11 protein-coding genes and 1 rRNA gene are annotated in these 15,612 nt (G+C 56.6%); all 12 read right to left on the reverse strand.

Translation table 11 applies throughout. From position 1 onward, the window contains the following. Positions 1-32: 32 nt before the first annotated feature. The gene (locus JT718_RS04395; RefSeq protein ID WP_205500648.1) at positions 33-1,946 is read right to left on the reverse strand and encodes a DUF3857 domain-containing transglutaminase family protein; all 1,914 of its coding nucleotides are present in this window, start codon (positions 1,944-1,946) and stop codon (positions 33-35) included. A 29-nt stretch (positions 1,947-1,975) separates the two neighbouring features. Continuing rightward, positions 1,976-4,009 carry a DUF3858 domain-containing protein gene (locus JT718_RS04400; RefSeq protein WP_205500649.1) on the reverse strand — a complete coding sequence of 678 codons (2,034 nt, stop codon included), beginning with the start codon at positions 4,007-4,009 and terminating at the stop codon, positions 1,976-1,978. A gap of 530 nt (positions 4,010-4,539) precedes the next feature. Continuing rightward, positions 4,540-5,802, reverse strand: a complete 1,263-nt coding sequence (locus JT718_RS04405; RefSeq protein WP_205500650.1) for a carboxypeptidase-like regulatory domain-containing protein — start codon at positions 5,800-5,802, stop codon at positions 4,540-4,542. A gap of 91 nt (positions 5,803-5,893) precedes the next feature. Next, on the reverse strand, positions 5,894-7,252 hold the full coding sequence (locus JT718_RS04410; protein WP_205500651.1) for a sensor histidine kinase: 1,359 nt from the start codon (positions 7,250-7,252) through the stop codon (positions 5,894-5,896). Next, a complete protein-coding gene (locus JT718_RS04415) occupies positions 7,242-8,621 on the reverse strand; it encodes a sigma-54-dependent transcriptional regulator (protein ID WP_205500652.1) in 1,380 nt (459 codons plus the stop codon). The genes JT718_RS04410 and JT718_RS04415 overlap by 11 nt, the downstream gene beginning before the upstream one ends. A 342-nt stretch (positions 8,622-8,963) precedes the next feature. Then, on the reverse strand, positions 8,964-10,088 hold the full coding sequence (locus JT718_RS04420; RefSeq protein ID WP_205500653.1) for a glycosyltransferase: 1,125 nt from the start codon (positions 10,086-10,088) through the stop codon (positions 8,964-8,966). A 3-nt stretch (positions 10,089-10,091) separates the two neighbouring features. Continuing rightward, positions 10,092-11,057, reverse strand: coding sequence for a glycosyltransferase family 2 protein (locus JT718_RS04425; RefSeq protein ID WP_205500654.1), 966 nt, complete (start codon positions 11,055-11,057; stop codon positions 10,092-10,094). Positions 11,058-11,064: 7 nt separating this feature from the next. After that, complete coding sequence (locus JT718_RS04430) at positions 11,065-11,583, reverse strand: DUF4199 domain-containing protein (RefSeq protein ID WP_205500655.1); 519 nt, start codon at positions 11,581-11,583, stop codon at positions 11,065-11,067. A gap of 17 nt (positions 11,584-11,600) precedes the next feature. Further along, on the reverse strand, positions 11,601-12,119 hold the full coding sequence (locus tag JT718_RS04435; protein ID WP_205500656.1) for a DUF4199 domain-containing protein: 519 nt from the start codon (positions 12,117-12,119) through the stop codon (positions 11,601-11,603). An 18-nt stretch (positions 12,120-12,137) separates the two neighbouring features. Next, on the reverse strand, positions 12,138-13,424 hold the full coding sequence (locus JT718_RS04440) for a dihydroorotase (RefSeq protein ID WP_205500657.1): 1,287 nt from the start codon (positions 13,422-13,424) through the stop codon (positions 12,138-12,140). Beyond that, positions 13,408-15,360, reverse strand: a complete 1,953-nt coding sequence (locus JT718_RS04445) for a BatA domain-containing protein (protein WP_205500658.1) — start codon at positions 15,358-15,360, stop codon at positions 13,408-13,410. The genes JT718_RS04440 and JT718_RS04445 overlap by 17 nt, the downstream gene beginning before the upstream one ends. Positions 15,361-15,513: 153 nt before the next feature. Next, positions 15,514-15,612, reverse strand: a 5S ribosomal RNA gene (gene rrf / locus JT718_RS04450); the annotation flags it as partial.

A 15,612-nucleotide genomic window follows, 5' to 3' on the forward strand; every position in this document is an offset into this window, starting at 1 on the left:
AAAGAGCGCTCTGCTATGGCCTCTGTTAACCATCAGGTGGTCTCCGCGGCCAGGACTACCTGCTGCTGATCTGCCTTGGAAACCTGCTTGAGGAAGTTCACCAGCTCCATGTACTTGGCGGCTTGGTACCGGCCCCGGTGCATGGTCATCTGGCGCACGTACACCAGCTTGTTGCCCGTCATCTGCACCTTGGCCTGGTACTCGCCGTACGCCGAGGCGATTTTCACCGGCTGCGGCATGCTCTCTGGCTTGTACCCCGCCGGAATCTCGTACTCCACTGTGTCAACGTCATGGTACGGGTAAGACAACACCACGTCATACTTGCGGTTCTCGGTGGCGGGTGGCACGGAAGTTTGCCGGTTCATGAGGTTGGGCGTGATGAAAAGCCGCCGCCCGCTCACAGAGGCCAGCTTAGGCAGCTCCAGCTGCAGCTTCTCGTTCACCTGGGGCTGCCCTTTCACTTTCTCCAGGGCAAAGCTTTTGATCTCAAAGGCCGGAATCTGGGTTTGCTTGTAAAGCCATTTGAGCTGCTTCTCGGCGTCCAGCTGATGGATGATGTCATTGCGGTCTTCGTGCTGCCGACCGGCGTAGTGCGTGAACACCTCGCCCACGGCTCCGCCCTGCGCGTTCAGCTTTACTTTCACGGTGCGCAGCTGCGTGTTGTCTGCCGCCTTGAACCTGGGGGTAGGCACCAGTTTGCCGCCTTCGGGGGTGACCAGCAGCGAATAGCGGTCGCCGGTGAAGGAGCCGGTGTAGCCGGCATCGGCCAGCTGGTTGGTGCACTCCAGCCAAACGGTGTCTTTGGCGGTAGGCACGCACAGCACCACGTGGTTGAACTGGTTGCTGGGGAAATCTTTCAGCACAGGGCGGTTGTCGTCGCCGCCGTAGATAATGGCGTAGTGGCTGGGAATGCCCGCCACTTCCAGCAAGGCCTTGGTGTAATTGCTGAGGGCTTTGCAGTCGCCGTAGCCTTTGCTGTCTACCATGGAGGCCTCAAAAGGCTGCCAGCCCCCAAGTCCCAGCTGGATGGAAACGTACCGCGTCTTGTTCTGCATGAACTGGTACACCGCCTTTATCTTCTCCTGGGGAGTAGCCAGGCCTTTGGTGAGGGCAAGGACCTGCTGCTTGGTGGCCTCGGGCAGTTGGTCTCTGCCAGCGTTCAGTTTGTTCTGCCACTCGCCCATGGCTTTCCAGGAGTCAAGGCTGCCGGCGTAGCCTTCCACCTCAAACGAAGTGGCGGCGGTACGCACCAGGGGCACTATCTCGAAGAACTTGGGCCCGTAGGGCTCTGTCTCCACGGGTGCCAGGTTTTTCACCTGCCAGCGGTACACCTGCTGGCCGCCTTCCTGGCTCAGCTTTCCTTTTTCGGGCAGCCGTTGCTCCAGGTAGCGCAGGGGCATGCCAGTGGGCATGTTCACCTGAAAAGTAGCGTTTTCAATGGAGAGTTTCTCGGCGGAGAGGGGTTGCCAGACCGGGTAGAGCAGCATGTTGCTGGTGGTGGTCTGATACTCGTACTCCACGGTGTACGGATAGGTATGGTGGGCCATCTCGCTCACTTTGGCCCGGTCATCGCCGTACAGGGTGCCGTCTCCGTTGGCGCTGTAGTCTTTGATGTCAGACGACTTAAGGGCGCGCACCTTCTTCCCGAAGGCGTCATAGAGCGTACCTTTGAGGTAGTCTACTTTCTTTAGCTTGTCATAGTACACCACCAAGCTGCCGTGCCCCTTGCCGTCTTCATTGAGCACCGTCACTACCTGCCGCACTTTCTCGGTGGCCGATTTGGGCGAAACCACCGTGAAAACGGTTTCCTCTGTGCGCACCACGGCGTTGGCTCCCTTAGACAAAGCGGGGCTGATGGTAAGCGCCGCGTACGTGGGCGAATCTCCGGCCCAGGCTACCCTGCTCACCAAGGCCGAAAGCAGAAATATGATTAGTTGTTTTTGCATGGTTTTCTGAAAAATAGCCCTAAAACGCCTTACCCTTTCTTCTTCAAGACAATCTGCTCAGCGTGCTTGGCCACCACCTGGGTGTAGAACTGCCGCAGGAACTCGTATTCCTCGGCGTAGAAAACCGCCTTGGTGAGGGACACCTTGCTCATCACCTGAATCTTATTGCCTTGGGTCTGCACCATGTAGGTGAACCGGCCGCCGTTCTCGGGCAGGGCCAGCACCAGGCTCTTGGGCATTTCCTCTACGCCGTAGCCTTCTGGCAGCGTGAAGCTGCAGATGTACACTTCTTCCCGCGCGTGCGCGAAGTCAACGGGAAACTTGCGGTTAGCCAGCTTGAACGGGTTCTCCTCGGGGGTTTTCAGGAGCATGGGGTTGAGGTAGATCACGTCTTTGGCCTGGTCATCTCCGGCACTGGCCACGTCATACGTAAGGCCCAACGGCTGCTGTAGTTCTTTCAGGTTCTTGAGGACAGGCTTCTTCCGCTCCAGCTGGTCCTGACTGTTCACCAGTTTCTCCAGGTACTTCTCCTCGCCGGCGTCCAGGATGGCGTGCCGCTGGTTGAGGGCCCACAGGCCGCTGGTAGATTCGTTCACTTTGCCGGTGAGGGCGCCGGAAGCCAGCACCTGCAGGTCTGCGCTCACCAGCTCGGTTGTGCGGTCTGGGGACTGCAGCGGCACCCACTCGCCCCCGGTCTTGGTTACCAGCCAGCCGCTGCCGTTGAGGCAGTGTCTGGGAAGCAGGCCCAGCGGCTGCAGCGGGTCTGTGGCATCTAACAACAGGCCGCGGTTGCCGGCCTGCACATAGGCAATCACGTAGTTAAACCGGCTCACAATGGGGCTGAAAGGCGCCCGGCCGTTGTCACGGGTACTCAGGATTACGGGGTGAGCCTCAAAGCCGGCATCGCGCAGCATGGCTACCAGCATGAGGTTAATGTCTGCGGCGTTGCCGTTTCTGGCGTCAAATGCCTTGCGTAGGCTGGTGGTCACGTACTTGCCACCCTTGCCGTTCCACTTCACAGACTTCTTGACAAACTCATAAATAGCATTGAGGCGGTCCAGGGTGTCTTGCACTGACCGGAAAGCCGCTACCTCGTCTTTGAAGAATCCCGTGCGGTTCAGCTGCAGGCCAAACCGTTCGTCAGACATGAGTTCCTCTGAGAGGGCGGTCCAGTTGCCGGCGTGTCGTTTGGGCACGGCGTTGGGGTAGCGCTCCCACTCCAGCTCAAACTCAATCTTAGACACGTAGTCGTTGATGGTGGTGATGAACGCCTCTGGGGCAATGGCCGGCACGTCTTTCATGACCCAGCGGTGGCTGGTGCTCTTTGCCGAAATTGTCTCAGAGCCTCCCGAGCTGCGCCCCCCCTTTAAGCCTGGTTCAATGGAACTGCTCCAGCGCACCGTAAAGCTCATGGTGCCCGGCAGGGCCTCGTTGACCGCATAAGGCTCATACCCTTGCGGCAACTGCTTGTACTCAAAGTATTCTGGGATGGTGGCCCGGTACTCACTGTGCACCACCGGCACCGAGTGCTGGAAGGTCCAGTCGCGCAGGAAAAAGACAAAGTCTGAGGTAACGGTGTAGGCGATCTCCAGCACTGATCCTTCTTTGACCGCCGGCAGCGTGAATTTCTTGTTGAACCAGTTCGCTGATTCCTTCTCGTCAAAGATGGCTTTGTCGTCCATCTTCACCTTCACCATTTTGCCGTTTTCCAGGTTATAGGTGAAGCCTTTGATGTTCATTACCTGCTCTTTGCTCCTGCTTTGCTGGTAGTAGGGCACTACCACGTTGGCCCAGTCATAGCCGGTTTTCTTCAGTATCTTGATGCGCATGATGCGCTCAAAGTTGACCTTGAACCCCTCCTGGTAGGTGAAGTAAGAGCGTCCGTAATCGGCCAGGATCACGGCGGCGGCACTGGTGTCTTTGGCATAGACCTGCATCTTGAGTTCTTCTTCCGTGACCTTTCCTAGTTTCACCGGAGCTTCCTGACCCACCGCCAGAAATTGACACAAGAAGAACACCACAACCAGCAAAGGTCGTGTTTTTAAGAAAGTAAAATGGGGCATAAAGGAGGGTTTAGTTTGGGGTTATGTAGGATTATATAGATTCTTATGCTTTATATCTTTTTTTAATATCTGGGCCCCATGGGGCCGTACTTACCTTTATTCTTACTAAAATTTACAAGTCTACTACTAGCACAAACCAAACCCGGTTCTGAGCAATTACAATGAAATACCCAATTGATTACTGTAATAGGATTGTTTTCTCTTCCTCTCCCAACTATTTAGTTGGACGAATATAAGTAGTCTGTATAGATAATCCTAAAAAAAGTAATACTTGCTTCTTTTACTCCTTTAACAATGTCAATAATTGAACAAGCAGAAGATACACCACTGGTTTTACCGGGCGCAGCGAACCAGTTGGGGTGTTGGCAGGAATTGCCTAGGCTGTGTCTGAAAAATGGCGGGGCAGTACCGTTTTGGGGCTGCTTTTGGGAAAGTAGCCCCAAAAAGCCGACCTACAATAGGCAATGGCGGCAGAGAGCAGCCGAGGGCAATCGGATGAAAAAGCTCCGGGAGCATTTTTCAGACACAGCCTAAGGAGTGTAGTCCAGGGGCAGCATCTCGGCGAGTTTCTCAAACCCCCAGTAGCCTTCCACCAGGTGCGAGTACGGGTTAATGATCATGCCGTTGGGCTCAATGAACGTGTACGGCTCCAGCAGCGTGAGCAGGGAGGTCTGGAACGTGGGGGCCCGGCGCCGGTTAAACGCCTGCTGGTTCACAAAGCCCGGCTCTTCCTGCTCTTTGGTGTACACCACGTTGAGGTAGTCTGGAAACCGAAGCATGAGCCGGCCCTGGCCCACAGAATCTGGGGCGATAATCTGGTGATACGGAATCGGGTCTTTGTACAGGTACGCCACCACCTTGTCTAAGCGCGCCATGCGGGTCCAGTACTGCAGACTGTCTTCGGGCCCGGTAGGGAGGCTTTTGATGACCACGGGGCCGGTGCGCAGGCGACGGGCCCTCCGCAGCCCCGCCTGAATCTGCTCCTCGGGCGGACGGCTGGGATTGGGCAGCCGCTGCAGCCGCCTCACGTTAAACCCTTCGGCCTCTACCCTGTTCTGGTACAGGGCCCGCACAAAATGCATCAAAGAGCCATGGTAGGCTTTCAGGCGGGCCTGGGCCCAGCGCTTCTGCTGCGCCTTGCCGCGTGGCTTTATTTCCTCAAACCGGGGGAACCCGGCATGGAAAATCTGCCCGCCCTTAAAATCGGCCCGAAACTCCTTCAGCACAAAATGGACCCGGTATCCCAGGGCCTTGTTCTCAATGATGAGCGGCTCACTGGCTTCGGCGGTCAGGACCCGCTCCCGGGGATCAAACTGGAAATGCAGCGCCTCAGCGTTGGCTATGCTGGTTTTGGCGGCGTTCGCCGTTTGCCCGATGAAGTGCTGCAGGAACACGCCGTAGTTGTGCCGCCAGTTGGTGTCTGGCCTGATTACCACTTCCTGCAGCACGTTGGCCGCGGGGACCAGTTCAAACCGGAAGGAAAGCTGCTGCCCGGGCTGTAACGTGAACTGGTGTGACAAGGTGCTATATCCTAAAAAGGAAACCACCAACTCATGGCTGCCGGCGGGCAGGGCGTTCAGCCTGAAGGTGCCGTTTTCTGCGGTATTGGTGCCGTACGTGGTCTGGGCGATGAAGACGGTGGCAAACCCCAGCGGCTGCTTGGTCTGCGCGTCAATGACCGTGCCCGACACGCTCCCCGCCTGCCCCCGGGCAGTGCCTCCCTGGCCCAGCAGCAAAACCAAGAGGGCCAGACACCAGAAAAAACCCGAACGCGTGGGGGAGAGAAACGGCATACCACAGAGTTTACCCGGGCAATATACACATCTGCCCCAATTAAACAGAGCCGCCCCACCCCTGTTTGGGGCCTCTTTTTACCGAAACAGCCTAGAAACGCATGGTAAACGTGGTGCCCCGGCCCAGCTCAGAACTTACCGTGAGCGAGCCTTTGTGCAGGCGCATGATCTGTTTGGAAAGGCTCAGGCCAATGCCGGTGCCGGTGGGTTTGGTGGTGTAGAAAGGCAGGAAAATCTGCTCCAGGGCTTCCTCGGCAATGCCGCTGCCGTTGTCGGTGACCTGCAGCACCACGCGGCTGTCTGGGTCTGAGAAGGCCTCTACCTGGATGCACTTGTCTGCCTGGTCGGCCACGGCGTGGATGGCGTTCCGCACCAGGTTAATGAGCACCTGCTCCACCAGTTCGCGGTCAGCGAGCACCTGCAGGCCTTTGGTCTGGCACACGGCCTCAAAGTGGATCTGCTCGTGGGTGAGCTCCTCCTGGAACAGGGTCTGGAGCTGCCGCAGCATCTCCTCTACCGAGAACAGCTGCTTTTTGGGCACCGGCACCCGGGCCAGACTCCGGAAATCGTGCACAAACCGCACCAGGCCCTGGCTGCGCCGCTCAATGGTTTGCAGGGCCATGCCCATGTCTTCGGTTTCCTCGCGCTGGAGCAGGATCTGCTCGCCGGGTTGCGCCTCCAGCACATCCTGGATGTCGGCGGCCACGCTGCCGGCCAGCGAGGAAATAGGCGTCACCGAGTTCATGATCTCGTGGGTGAGCACCCTGATCAGGTTCTGCCAGGCCTCCATCTCCTTCTCCTCCAGTTCCCGCTGGATGTTCTGGATAGACGCCAGCCGGAAGTCTTCGCCCCGCATGACCAGGTCCACCACAAACAACGCAACGGGCACCCGCTCTTTGCCGTGCTTCAGGTGCAGCACCGTGCTTTGGCCGGGAGGCAGCGTTAGCAGTTGCTCCACCATCTGCGGGGCCTCGGCCCTTAGGTGCTCCACGTGGGCCAGGTGCGTGACCTGCAGCAGGCGCTTGGCGGCATTGTTGATGAGCTGGATCTCGCCCGATTTCCTGAACGTGACAATGCCAATGCCAATGTGCTGCACCACGTTCTGGAAATACTGCGTGGTGGCTTCCTTCTCTGAGCGGATGTCGCGGAACTTGCGGATGACCTCGTTGTAGCGCTGGTACAGCTCGTCAAACACCTTGCCTTCGCCGCGCGAGGAGAAAACCTCTGAGAAATCATCGTATTTGATGGTGTTCAGGAATTTGATGAGCCGGTGGGTGGTGCGCTCAATGAACAGGATGAGGGCAAGGGTCTGCCCCGCAATTAAGGCGCCCAGCACCACCTGCGTGGCCACCAGGGAAGAGTTAAAACCCAACCTGAAGAACAGAAACACGGTCATTACCAGCAGCAGTACCCGCAACACTACCTGCAGCCGGAAGTTCTTAAAGCCCATACTTCTCTAACCGGCGGTACAATGAGGCGCGGGAAAGGCCCAGTTCCTTGGCGGCTTTGGAGATGTTGCCGTCGTGCTTGCCCATGGCCTTGGCCACGGTGGCTCGCTCTACCTCGTCCAGATTGATGGATTGGCTCATCGGCTCTGCCGAAAGGGGCTGCTGCGTTTGCAGGAAGAAGAAATCCTGGGGCTGCAGGACCTGGTTCTCTGAGATGATGGAGGCCCGCTCCAGCACGTGCTCCAGCTCCCGGATGTTGCCGGGCCAGTCATAGCGCCGCAGCCGCTCCAGGGCCGCCGCCGAGACCGACTTGGCGGGTTGCTTATACTTCTGGGCGTAGCGCTTCAGGAAGTGGTCTACCAGCAGCGGCAGGTCTTCCAGGCGCTCGCGCAGGGGCGGCAAGTTCAGTTCAATGGTGTTGATGCGGTACAGCAAGTCTTGCCGGAAGCGGCCCTGCTGCACCATCTGCTGTAGCGGCATGTTGGTGGCGCAGATGAGCCGCACGTTAATGGGAATGGGCTGCCCGGTCCCTACCCTGATGACCTCCCGGCGCTGCAGCACGGTGAGCAGTTTGGCCTGCATGGCCATGGACAGATTGCCGATCTCGTCCAGAAACAAGGTGCCGCCGTTGGCCATCTCAAAGCGGCCCACACGGTCTTCGCGGGCATCGGTGAACGCGCCTTTCTTATGCCCGAAGAGTTCGCTCTCAAACAGGGTCTCGGTAAGGGAGCCCATGTCTACGGAGATAAACACCTTGTCGGCCCTGCCTGACTGCTGGTGCAGACTGCGCGCGATGACTTCCTTGCCGGTGCCGTTTTCGCCCAGGAGCAGCACATCGGCGTCGGTTCTGGCCACGCGGTTCATGAGGTGCAACAGCTGCTGCATGGCCGGGCTCTGGCCGGTGACCAGGTTCACGTCTTGGTTCAGCTGCGTGGCCAGGGCCGAGTTGGTTTTCCTGAGCGTGGAAATCTCTTTGTAGGAGGTCTTCAGTTTAGCCGCCGCCGACAGCGTGGCCAGCAGTTTCTCGTTCTGCCAGGGCTTGAGCACAAAATCGGTGGCGCCTTCCTTGAGGGCCCGCACGGCCATCTCTACATCGCCGAAGGCCGTGATCATGATTACCACCGCGCTGGGGTCCCGGTCCAGAATTTCCTTGAGCCAGTGGAAGCCCTCGTTACCGCTGGTGGTGTCTTCCCTGAAGTTCATGTCCAGCAGGATCAGGTCATAGGTGTCCTGGTTGAGCAGGAACGGGATTTTGCGCGGGTCTTTCTCAATAAGCACCTGCTGGGCATACTTCTTCAGCAGCATCTTGGCCGAGAAGAGAATGTCCTCGTTGTCGTCAATGATCAGGATCTTGCCTAGGTTCTGTTGCACGGTTGCTGGGTTTGGGTTGGTGGAAGATTAACCGAAACTGTGCCAGAAGATAGAAAATATGCTATATGCCTGCTGGCAAGGTGAATGTACAAAATATGCCCGCAAGAAGTGTCCACCGTTGAACAAAAAAGTGTCCGCTGGTGAACACCTTATGCGCTACTGTACTCCCTTTAAAAAGTGCTTGGCGTAAGAAGTTGGCTCACCCAAAGAGTTTAAGAAGCGGTACTGCAAAAAGGCTTTCCTGCCCAGGCGTATCGCCAGAGCCGGGGAAGCCTTGTCTTCCTGGTTGATTTTCGCCTGTTTTCTTGAAAACAGCCCCGAAACGGAGGGCAGACATCTAGGCTATCTGGCGGCCTGCAGCACGGCTTGCGCCATGGCCTCCCAGGTGTATTTCTGCTTTTCTTCCCTGATGTTCTGGATCATTTCGCCGGCTTTTTCCTCCTGGTAGAACCGCACGATGGCGTCTGCAATGGCGGTGGGGTTCACGTCTACCACGTAGCCTACTTTCTCATGGGGAATCATCTCGGCCAGGCCGCCCACCCGGGTTACCACCATGGGCACCTCAAAATGGTAGGCAATCTGGGTAACTCCGCTTTGCGAGGCGTGCCGGTAGGGCTGCACCACCAGGTCGGCGGCCGAGAAGTAGGCGCTTACCTGGTCATGCGGAATGTACTGCGTGGCCAGGATTACGCGCTCCTGCAGGTTGCCGCCTTCAATGAGTTTGTGGTAGGGCTCCGGCGCCTCGTAGAATTCACCCGCCACCAGCAGTTTTACCCCCAGTTCCCGTATTCTGGGGTCCTGCATCGCCTCTAAGAGCAGGTCCAGGCCTTTGTAGTGCCGGATAAACCCGAAGAACAGCAGGTATTTCCCCTCGGGGAGGTCTAAGGCCTGCAGGGCCCGAGTTCGGTCCAGCTTAGGACCGTAGGTGTCGTAGATGGGATGCGGCTGGCAGACCACCGGTTTGGTGGCGTTGAAGGCCTTGAGCTCCTGGGTCACGGTGGCCGACATGGTCACGAAGGCATCACAGGCATTGACGAAGTACTGGGTGAGGGCGGTGTCGCCGGGGCGCTTTTCATGGGGCACCACGTTGTCTGTGAGCGCCACCACTTTGGTGTGCTTGTTCTTTCTGATCAGGCGCGCCACCGTGCCCAAGCTGGGGGCCATAAAAGGCAGCCAGTAGCGGAGCAGGACCAAATCTGGTTTGGCTTTCCTGATCTTCTGGCCCAGGCTGAGCCACGTGAGCGGGTTTATGGAGCTTAGGGCTGGCGTTATCTGCAAGTCATTAGGCGAGGGGCCGTCCTCATACTGCGATTTGCCCGGGAACAGGAGGGCGGGGTACTGCGTGGTGAAGGTGTAAATCTCCACCCGATGCCCCATCTGCTGCCAGGTACGTGCCAGGCTCTCATTAAAGGCGGCAATGCCTCCCCTGAACGGGTACGCCGGCCCTATGATCACTAAATACGCCATGCGTTAAAACCCGATGTTGTCCCGGATCAGGTATTCATTCTTTCGCCTACCCGCCAGCGAGATCATCTCGGCCAGGAAACCGGCCAGGAACAGCTGCACACCCACCACCACGGCCACCAGGGCCAGGAAGAACAGGGGCTGGTCGGTGACATCGCGTACCGCCTGGTTCTGGAAGGAATAGTACATCTTTTCCATGACCAGCCAGGAGGTAATCAGAAACCCGATCAGGAAGGATAGGGTGCCCAGGCTCCCGAAGAAGTGCATGGGTCGCTTCCGGAACTTGGAGACAAACGTGATGGACATGAGGTCCAGAAAGCCGTACACAAAACGCTCAAGGCCAAACTTGGTGGTGCCGTATTTCCGCTCGCGGTGCTGCACCACTTTCTCGCCAATTTTGCCAAAGCCGTTCCACTTGGCAATGACCGGTATATAGCGGTGCATCTCGCCGTAGACTTCAATGCTCTTTACCACGCGTTCATCGTAGGCCTTGAGGCCGCAATTGAAGTCATGGAGTTTTATTTTGGAGATCTTGCGGGTGGCGGCGTTGAACAGCTTGGTGGGCAGGGTCTTGCTCAGGGGATCATAGCGTTTCTTCTTCCAGCCCGACACCAGGTCGTAGCCTTCCTCCACAATCATTTTGTAGAGGTCCGGGATCTCATCGGGGCTGTCCTGCAGGTCGGCATCCATGGTGATGACCACGCGGCCCCGGGTTTCGGCAAAGCCCACGTTCAGGGCCGCCGACTTGCCGTAGTTGCGGTTGAACCTGATGCCTTTGAGGTTGGCATCCTGCGCAGCCAGCTCCTGGATGACCTGCCAGGAAGCATCGGTACTGCCGTCATCCACCAAGATGACCTCATAAAGAAAACCGTGCGATACCATCACACGGTTTATCCATTGGGTAAGCTCTGGCAGCGACTCTGCCTCGTTCAACAGTGGAATCACCACTGAGATATCAATCTTCTGCTGCATGAATCTTTTACTCAAACTCTGGGCGGCTCCGTTTCATGATGGCCGCAATAACCAAAGATAGCAGAAAGGCACCTAAGGCGTACAACAAAATGCTCATGAGCACGGTAGGCACCGGCCCAGAGAACGTGTTCACCATTTCAAGCGATTGCTCAATCTGCTCGTCAGACAAGCCTCTGTTCTCCATCTGCTCTACCTGCAGGTCTATCTGCTTTTGCATGATAGAAGGATCAATGAGGTTGATGTAGACCGCCGAGAAGATGCCCACCAGCACGCCTACCACTGCCCCCAGGATGGTACCGGTGCCCAACCCCTGCCCGTATGACATAAACCCGGCATGGTCTGCTTTGAAGTATTTAAACGCAAAGAAAAGCCCGCCCACCAGAATAAGGAACCCAAGCGCAGAAAGCCAGGTGTTTTCATTCAACTCCGTTAGGTACAAGACCAGGCTATAGATGATGAGGATAAATCCGGTGATAAGGCCATAGCGTAATCCTGCAGAGGTTGGCGTAACAGTTTGTTCATTCATAGTGTTGGGTTTTGGGGTTATTTTCTGAAAAACACGGCTAAAACAATGCTAATGAAGAAACCGGCCACCATTCTGTTCACGAAGGTGATCTGCGCCAGCACGTAGGCGTTCACCTGGTTAAGCCGTTGGTAGGCGTTCTGGTAATTGGCCTCGCCCATGATCTTTACCAGCTCCTGCCGGGTTGTTTCCATCTGTTTCTGACTCAAGATAATATATTCTCTGATCATTTGGTCGCCGGCGAAAACAGAATAGATGCACATGAGCATGGCGGTGGTAAAGGCCAGAAAGAACACTGTGAGGAAGCCTACCTTGAACGCCTTGCCAAAGCCTAGCTCCAGATTATGGAATTTCTTGTAGTACTTAATGGACATGAAGATGAACGCCGGCACAAAAAGCAGCGTGGAAGAGTACTCGCTGGTAGTGCCGTACGGGTTCTCCAAACGCAGCAGCGCCAGCACCAGGATATAAAGAAAGCCCACAATTCCGCCGGTTACCCCGTACCGGATGGCGGTGTTCACAACAGCTCTGTCAAACATGCTTGGTTCTTGAAAAGGTTATGCCTGGGTGGGGTACGCTGGGTTGCGGGTGAGTTGCCCATTCACGTACGTGCCCCACACGCAGCCTTGCAGCTGGCGCCCCAGGAACGGACTGTTCTTAGCCGCCGAGGCATTTACCTGCTCCTGGAACGTCCAGGTTTTGGTGGGATGGAAGAACGTGAGGTTGGCGCTGGCCCCTTCCTGCAACTCCGGCACGGGCAGGTCTACCACTTTCCTGGAGCCCACGGTCAGTTTCTCCACAATGCCTTGCCAGTCCAGTTGCGGGGCCATGGTCTCGTTGGCCACCGAGAAAGCGGTCTGTAACCCAATGATGCCCGCCTCGGCCAGGTCAAACTCCAGCTCCTTGCCTTCTTCGTTCCAGGGCAGGTGGGCAGACACAATGGTGTCAATGGTGCCATCCTGCAGGGCGGCCAGAAGGGCGCGCTTGTCGGTCTCGCTTCTAAACGGCGGGCTTACCTTGTAGTTGGCGTCAAACGGCACCAGGGTTTCGTCGGTGAAGGCGCATTGGTGGGCGGCCACGTCGCAGGTAACCTGCAGGCCCTCCTGTTTTGCCTGGCGCACCGCATCTACTGCCGCCGCCGTAGACAGCTGGGTGAGGTGCAGCCTTCCGCCGTTGTATTTCAGCAGTTGCAGGTCACGGGCCACCTGCATTTCCTCGGCAATGGCCGGAACGCCCTTCAGGCCCAGCCGGGTACTGGCGACACCCTCGTGCATGTGGCCGCCGTTGGCAATTTTCCTGTTTTCGGGCCGATTTATCAAAACTCCGCCAAAAAGCTTCAGGTACTCCAGCGCCTTCACCACAGCGTCCTCAGCCTGCAGCGCGTCTGTCCCGTCTGAAAAAGCGATGGCGCCGGCGGCTTTCAGGTCCAAGATTTCAGTGAGGTCTTTCCCGTCCAGGTCTTGAGTAACGGCGGCAATGGGATGCACCTTCACAATCCCCTGCCCAGCCTTGTACCTGAAATACTCTACCGCTGCACGGGTTTGGGTAATGGGGTGCAGATTGGGCAAACAGGCTACCTCGGTAAACCCGCCGTAGGCCGCCGCCCGCGTGAAATTCTCTAGGGTCTCTCTATGCTCATACCCCGGCTCGCCACAAAAGGCAATCAGGTCAAACCACCCAATGGAGCAGTGCAGCCCCGGCTCAGTGACTACGGGCACATTGTCGGCCTCAATGTTGGGGGCTATTTGCTTGATTTTTCCATCTTTGAGGAGAAGGTCTACCACCTGCCCGGCCAGGGAAGAAGCTGAATCAACAAGGGTAACTGCTTTAACTAGGAGATCCACTTTTTTTGGTGCTTAAAATGACAGCCTCAGCCACGAGGCACAGAAAACACAATATTAGGCAATATTTCCAAAGGGATGTGCCGGTTGCCTCCTTTTGCAGCTGTTTTTGCAAGGATACCCTCTCCTGCGGCTCCAGCACCTGCACTCTCTCACCGTGTTCTTTCAGGATCTCTTTCAGCTCGTCTACGGTGTAGCCTTCCAACCTGGATTCTGCCCGCGGGATGTTCAGAGCCAGAGAGGCCAAGGTTTTGCCGCCCTGGCTGAGATTGTAGAATCCGGGGGCACTCACGTTCTCCGGCAGGGTGAGCACCAGTTGGTCCTGCACTACTTTCTGGTCTGGGATGAAGGTCTGCCCTTTGCTGGCCAACGCTAAGGGTTGCTGCCCTGCCCCGGTTGGGGTAAAGGGCACCTGAATGACCCCGTTCTGCGGCTGGTGCGCCAGCACTATTTTGGTGGAGTTGGACGTGAGGGCCAACTGGTACAACACAGGCACAAACAGAGGGTGCGCCACAAAGGGAGCGCTAGCGTTGAGCGGCGAGGCGAACAAATGCACCTTGCCGCCCCCAATGCGGAAGGTGCTCAGGAACGGGGTATTGTCGGTAAACTTAAGGATGGTATGGTAGGCACTTTGCCAGCGCAAAACCGGAGAGGCAGCGGGCATTTTCATGTTTTTGACCTCTTTTTCAAAAATCTGCCTGAAAAAGGCATCAGACAGGTCTGGTTGCCGAAGCTGCTTGGCTCCCACTTCCGCATTCTCCTGGCTTACCCCCTGAAAGCCTAACGCATGCAGAAACGCAATGGTAGACTGGTCAGCACCTGCCGTTGGAAGCAGCATCACAGCACCTCCCCTGGCTAGCCAGGCTTTCAGGTTGCCCAGCAAAGAGGCGCTGTTTCCCTTAGGGATGTCTGTGATCCACAGCTGTGCATTACCCTCCGTGCCCGCAGACAAGGTAAAAGCAGGCTCCGCTTTGTAGGCTTGGGTGATTGGATGGTTCGCGCCCATGCTACCCCCTACCCTGATGGAAACAGAGGCAGGTTCAGGGAGCACGATGTAGTACTCATTGTCAAACGGGGTGTTGGTGTCTTCGACCGAAAAGGTGATTTGCTTGGCCACCCCAGCCTGTAAAGCAATCTTGAACCTTGTCACGGCTTTCTCGGCGGGAGCCACCAGAACCTGGGTAGCTCCCAGGAGCTTTCCTCCCTCTGAGGCAGAGATCTTGGCTTGGGTATTCTCCTCTAACCCACTACCCGCCACCCGTACGGCCACATCAGCCAAGGCGTTCGGCAGAAGGATAGGTTGCCCTAACCACACCGAGTCAATAAATAAATTAGGAGCTTTCCCATTGGCGTACGAAACCAGGGAAATTGCCTGGTTTTTGGGCATGCTTTGCAGGAGAGTGACTGGAAAAGCGGACCGCTGAAAATCAGAGAGGATGTACGTTCGGGAGGTCCTGCTTTGGTTCCGGATGTTTTCGAGCAGATTTTCAGAACTAAACGCCAAAACGGGCAGTCCTTGATGTTGCTCCCTTGAGGCTGTGCCAACTTCCCCCGTCTTGGATACAGCGAACGAAGCCTGAAGGTCTGCGTGGTCAATAGTGGCCAGCTCCAGCTTGGACCGGCCCTTTTCAACGGAAGCACTTTGCATGCTCCAGGAAGTGTCCAATACAATGGCTTGCCGGCCCGTGGGGGTACTAGTACGTGTATTAGTATGGAAGAGATATAAGAGGAAGGCTCCCAGCGCTGAAGCTAGAAACACCAGCCTGAGCAACAGCAAAAGATAGTTATTGATCTTCCGGACGGACTGCGTTCTGGAAAGCAAAGCCTTCAGGAACTGGATATGGGAGAACTCCAGTTTCTGCCGCAGCCTAAGCCCGAAGAAATGGATAATCAACAAGAGGGTAGCCGCAATGGCTGTTCCAGATAGGAGAGGAAGCATCTACTAAAAGCTGTGTTTATCTGTGAAGATACTTATTTGCTTTTAGAACTTATAATAAGAGAGGTTTGGTATATGTCTTCCCTTATCCCCCCCTGGTGAAACGCGGACGCCCACCGCTGCGTTTAGTTGCAGGGTGGGCGTGCGTTAGTGGGGGGTTGGCGGCGACCTACTCTCCCGCGTGTGACCGCAGTACCATCGGCTCGGCGGGGCTTAACTTCTCTGTTCGGAATGGGAAGAGGTGGACACCCGCGA

It is taken from the genome of Rufibacter psychrotolerans, assembly GCF_016924645.1.
In the GTDB taxonomy this organism is placed as follows: Bacteria; Bacteroidota; Bacteroidia; order Cytophagales; family Hymenobacteraceae; genus Nibribacter; species Nibribacter psychrotolerans.

Coding starts and splice junctions, on each gene's coding strand:
- JT718_RS04405 (WP_205500650.1), bottom strand. CDS start 5,802: ATGCCGTTTCTCTCCCCCACGCGTTCGGGTTTTTTCTGGTGTCTGGCC.
- JT718_RS04430 (WP_205500655.1), bottom strand. CDS start 11,583: ATGAATGAACAAACTGTTACGCCAACCTCTGCAGGATTACGCTATGGC.
- JT718_RS04435 (WP_205500656.1), bottom strand. CDS start 12,119: ATGTTTGACAGAGCTGTTGTGAACACCGCCATCCGGTACGGGGTAACC.
- JT718_RS04445 (WP_205500658.1), bottom strand. CDS start 15,360: ATGCTTCCTCTCCTATCTGGAACAGCCATTGCGGCTACCCTCTTGTTG.
- JT718_RS04395 (WP_205500648.1), bottom strand. CDS start 1,946: ATGCAAAAACAACTAATCATATTTCTGCTTTCGGCCTTGGTGAGCAGG.
- JT718_RS04410 (WP_205500651.1), bottom strand. CDS start 7,252: ATGGGCTTTAAGAACTTCCGGCTGCAGGTAGTGTTGCGGGTACTGCTG.
- JT718_RS04425 (WP_205500654.1), bottom strand. CDS start 11,057: ATGCAGCAGAAGATTGATATCTCAGTGGTGATTCCACTGTTGAACGAG.
- JT718_RS04400 (WP_205500649.1), bottom strand. CDS start 4,009: ATGCCCCATTTTACTTTCTTAAAAACACGACCTTTGCTGGTTGTGGTG.
- JT718_RS04420 (WP_205500653.1), bottom strand. CDS start 10,088: ATGGCGTATTTAGTGATCATAGGGCCGGCGTACCCGTTCAGGGGAGGC.